The sequence below is a fragment of the Bacteroides caecigallinarum genome, assembly GCF_021530995.1.
Classification (GTDB): domain Bacteria; phylum Bacteroidota; class Bacteroidia; order Bacteroidales; family Bacteroidaceae; genus Phocaeicola; species Phocaeicola faecigallinarum.
Genome location: NZ_JADYTF010000182.1, coordinates 1 through 4,127 on the forward strand (window position 1 = coordinate 1; position 4,127 = coordinate 4,127).

General features: G+C 42.3%; 6 protein-coding genes. 1 reads left to right on the forward strand and 5 read right to left on the reverse strand.

The annotated features are described in order from the left end of the window. A partial coding sequence (locus I6E24_RS15615) for a transposase (RefSeq protein ID WP_455577814.1) occupies window positions 1-116 on the forward strand: 116 nt, incomplete at its 5' end. Window positions 117-1,058: 942 nt separating this feature from the next. On the opposite strand, the gene I6E24_RS15620 is transcribed toward I6E24_RS15615, so the two are convergent. The 5 genes from I6E24_RS15620 to I6E24_RS15640 form a co-directional block, all read right to left on the reverse strand. Continuing rightward, complete coding sequence (locus I6E24_RS15620) at window positions 1,059-1,274, reverse strand: hypothetical protein (protein WP_235329549.1); 216 nt, start codon at window positions 1,272-1,274, stop codon at window positions 1,059-1,061. Window positions 1,275-1,450: 176 nt separating this feature from the next. Further along, the gene (locus I6E24_RS15625; protein WP_235329559.1) at window positions 1,451-1,675 is read right to left on the reverse strand and encodes a hypothetical protein; all 225 of its coding nucleotides are present in this window, start codon (window positions 1,673-1,675) and stop codon (window positions 1,451-1,453) included. A 138-nt stretch (window positions 1,676-1,813) separates the two neighbouring features. Next, window positions 1,814-2,257, reverse strand: coding sequence for an N-acetylmuramoyl-L-alanine amidase (locus I6E24_RS15630; RefSeq protein WP_235329551.1), 444 nt, complete (start codon window positions 2,255-2,257; stop codon window positions 1,814-1,816). Window positions 2,258-2,386: 129 nt separating this feature from the next. Beyond that, window positions 2,387-2,812, reverse strand: a complete 426-nt coding sequence (locus I6E24_RS15635) for an HU family DNA-binding protein (protein ID WP_235329553.1) — start codon at window positions 2,810-2,812, stop codon at window positions 2,387-2,389. A gap of 183 nt (window positions 2,813-2,995) precedes the next feature. Beyond that, a complete protein-coding gene (locus tag I6E24_RS15640) occupies window positions 2,996-3,952 on the reverse strand; it encodes an Rpn family recombination-promoting nuclease/putative transposase (RefSeq protein ID WP_235329555.1) in 957 nt (318 codons plus the stop codon). Between the last annotated feature and the right edge of the window lie 175 nt (window positions 3,953-4,127).

Genomic DNA, 4,127 nt, shown 5'->3' on the forward strand with positions numbered 1-4,127 from the left:
TCAACAACAAGATAAAGGTCTTGAAGAGAGCGGCATACGGATTTAGGGATGAACGATACTTTGAGCTAAGGTTATATGCACTCCATGATTGCCGCATCACGCGAAATGTCGGATGAACCTTATTTTCCAAACTATTATATATGCCCATACCAAAATCAATAAAAGAAAATGCCACACATTTCTCTTTTTTGTTATGCTCCACAGATAGCCACCAATGCCTTTCACCTTTTTGTAAACTGGCATGATCATAAGTGTTGTGCATCAGTTCTACTAATGTTTTTTGAGCCCCTTGGCACCTTCTTGGTTCTCCCCATAACGAGTTGCTGGCACTTTCAATAAGTCTATCAGCTAATGTGGATGCTACAGTTTTACTTCCATGCGTATAGATTTTGCTATCCTTTCTGTTAAATTCATAGTTTTCCTCCTTTTTATACTGACTATATAAATATTTGAAGAATCCTGATTTTATGAGTGTGTTTTTTACTCGTTTATTGAAAGGATGAGTACCATTAAAGTCTATATGCATTGATTTAAATTTAACCATACTCGACAACAAAACAACAATTGCATCTGTAGACATGCGAGTTACTCTTTCTAAATGTACCAATACTTTTTGTTTGTTATCAAGACATAGTTTTAGCTTAGCAAGAAAATTCAATACTTGTTTTTCATTTTCTACTAAAGAAAAATAAGGAGGAGCCCACACATGTTGATAGCCGGAAAAATCTTTTTTAATTTGAGATAGTGAATAATGCCAAGCCTTTTTCCCTGATTTACCATTTGACTTCCTCTTGTTTCTCTAATCTTTTCTGCTCTATTCTTTAGAATATTGATGAGGAAACTCTTGCGCTTATATTTACTTTTCATATAATGTAAACTTTCTATTTTAGCCACAACAATTTTATCTTCCTTTTTTCAGCCGATAAAATAAAAATGTCAGTAAGTAAATATTATGTTTTAACATTCCGGTTTATAAAAACATGACAGAAAGGTATTGGATTTCTATCAGGGAGAAGATAATCCTTTGAAATTTTACCCTTCTAAAGGTCAAGAGGTGATTAAATCTCCTCTATGGTCAATCCTGTACTCCTTGAGATAAATTCTTCATCATAACCCATTTCTTTGAGTCTTGCAGCTATTTCATTTTTTACTTGAAGACGACCTTCTTCAAACCCAATGACATATCCTTCTGCAAAGCCCAAAGCAAAATCTCCTGTATAACCTTTTTGTTGGGCTATTTTCAGTCCTTCCTGATATAGAATATCTTTATCCATGATTGAATTTATATTAAATCATCACAAAGGTAGTACATTATAACTAAAAACAAAGATCTGCTATAAAAAAACGGAAAGGTTCCCTTTTATTACTTCACAATCCACCTCTCCACATTCCTCTTCTCATAGCTGAAGTTCACACCCACTTTCACCAGCTTCCTTCCGTCACATAATATCTAAATATATTTCATCAATGTCATGAAGGCATTCTTCACATGCTTGTTCGGGAACCCCAGCTTGTAGATATTCGATTTCTTATCGTAATCTTTAATCGTCAGATACCCGCTCTGATAAATCACCGGAATAAGATTTTTCGATGCAGTATCGTTACTTTCCAGCAGACTGCCGTCTATTTCAGCTCCTTCCAATTCTCCAAAGTCTGAATCTCTCTTTTTAAGCATTTTTTTAGAAGTTAAAGAAGTTATGAAGTTAAGAAGTTAGGCTTCAGATACAAAATTACGTAAAAGTTTCCGAAACACCAACCCTACAGACACAGAATTCCCCCATGCCCGTGTATTCACCGTGGCATGAGGGAACAATCAGAATTCCGCTTTCACATCGAAGCACGGACATTCCTTGATCCATTCTTCGGGTTCTACCGTCCCTTTGCCGTTCAGGTCAGGGCTGAAATCCCTGTGCCCTGCTATCACTCTGATGGGGAACTCCTTCTTCAGTGTCTCTATCAGCCATTTCATGGCGTGCTTCTGTTCCGCGGTGCGTGTGTCCTTGGGGTTGCCCTTGATGTCCAGACCGCCCTCGTAGCAGATGCCTATGCTGCCCTCGTTGTGTCCGCGGCAGTGCGCGCCTATTCGCTCCACCGGACGCATATCGCATATCTCTCCCGTACGACGGATATAAAAATGATACCCGCATCCGTTGAAACCGCGCTTACGGTGCATCTTGACCATAGCAGCAGGTTCGAGCCTCTTGCCCTCAGGCGTAGCCGAGCAGTGGATGATAATCGTGTCAACATGCCGCTTCATTACCTCCTCCCTTCCCTTTATCTCTGAAGCCCCCTGTAAAAATACAGATAAGGCATTTCAGGATTCTCACAATTATTTTTCTTACTTTCAACATGGTTTTTGAGCTTTTAAGTTAATGAGTTGACAAGGTTAAGGCAGAGGTTCAGCGTCCTCCTTCTTGTACTTCTGTTCCACCTTCTGGAATTTCAGTGAGGTGAGCATGTTGGTCAGCGTCTCTCCGCCCCTGAAGAGAATTTTCCCCTTCTTTATCATGCCGTCATGAAACTCGTCTTCCGAAACTGTACCCTCACTGCTAAGGCTCACCTGTAGCGAGCCGAGCTCACCCAGACGAACTATCTCGCCGTTAGCCAGCGAATCCGCCACCACGTCCTCCAGAGCTATGAGCACCGCCATCACGTCCGCGCGTGTCACCGTACACGTCTGTTGAATTCTCTGCGAGAGTTCCCTGATTCCCGCCTCACCTCTTGCCTGAGCCTGTGCATAAAATTTACCTGCCACTTCAGGGTTCTGCGGGTCTTTACGTTCCACTACCGAATAAGTCAAATACTTGTCCATAAAAATTTCCTTTCTTTTTTTTAAAGATTAATACCAGATAAAAAAATAAACGCTGCAATCCGAAACTTTTGGGATCCCTTTCCGATTACGTCACAAAGGTATCACCGTCTCGTTTTGCAGCGTTCCTCTTTATCCTCCTGTATCAGGAAATATAAATATTCGGCAGCTTTAGGTATGGGTTATCTACAGTCCCTCTATCTCTTCTGCTGTAAGTCCTGTAGCAGCCTGAATCTGTTCTGTAGTCAGTCCCAATGACTTCAGGTTACGTACTATTGCGTTTTTTTCTTCACGCCATTTCGCTTCAGTTATTTCAATTCCCTGCGCCATGCCTTTTTCAATTCCCTGTGCCATGCCTTTTTCAATTCCCTGCGCCATGCCTTTTTCAATTCCCTGCGCCATGCCTTTTTCAATTCCCTGCGCCATGCCTTTTCTTTCCGCATCACTTACTATGGTCTTCTCCACCCTTACGGCATCCCAGAAATCATCATATCCCAGCAGTTGCGCATCGCTGAAAGCCGATTCCTGGATTTGTGTCACGGCCTTCTTTATTTCCGGATTGTCCATCAGCTCCTGAGGGATTTCCCGCGTATTCTCGTCTATCTCCGTAAGATACCTCAGCCATAGCACGTGCATCTTCTTCTGGCTGAAAGTCTGCGGTTTGAATTTCGGAAGTTCCACGAACACGAACCTCAGTCCGTCAATCACCCTGTCGGTCTTTTCCATGCACACAATCCTGTAGTCGTGATAATAGCTCTCCATTTCCGGTTCGAACACATCGTTCACCAGGTTCAGCGAATAAACCGGCTGCAGCAGCTCATACTTCTCCTTGCCGTTAAGTTGCCTCACGTATGCCTTCGAAGCGTTGAACAGCACCCTCTGCATGAATGCCGGCGACCACAGCATCTGCATCTCCACTATGAACTGCCTTCCTCTTCTGTCCTTGCACCTCACGTCCACTATACTGTTTTTCTTCAGCGGAGTGTCCGGCACCAGCTCTGCGGGCAGATACTCCACTTCACTTATCTCCTCTTCAGGAGTCTCGAACGGCAGCAGTGCATTCAGCAGGCTGCGTACCAGATCAGGATGTTCGCCAAACACTTTCTTGAATGTCAGGTCCGCTTTAGGATTCAAATATCTCATAACTGTAATAGTTTTAACTGTAGTCGAAATAAGTTTATCATTCACAAATGTTATGTAGGTCGGCGGCATTGCTGCCGCTTTCCCCATTAAGAACTGTACGTGCGACTTTCACCGCATACAGCTCCGATAATTCTAAATTTAATTCTCATAAAATTAAATCGGCTCATAATCATCT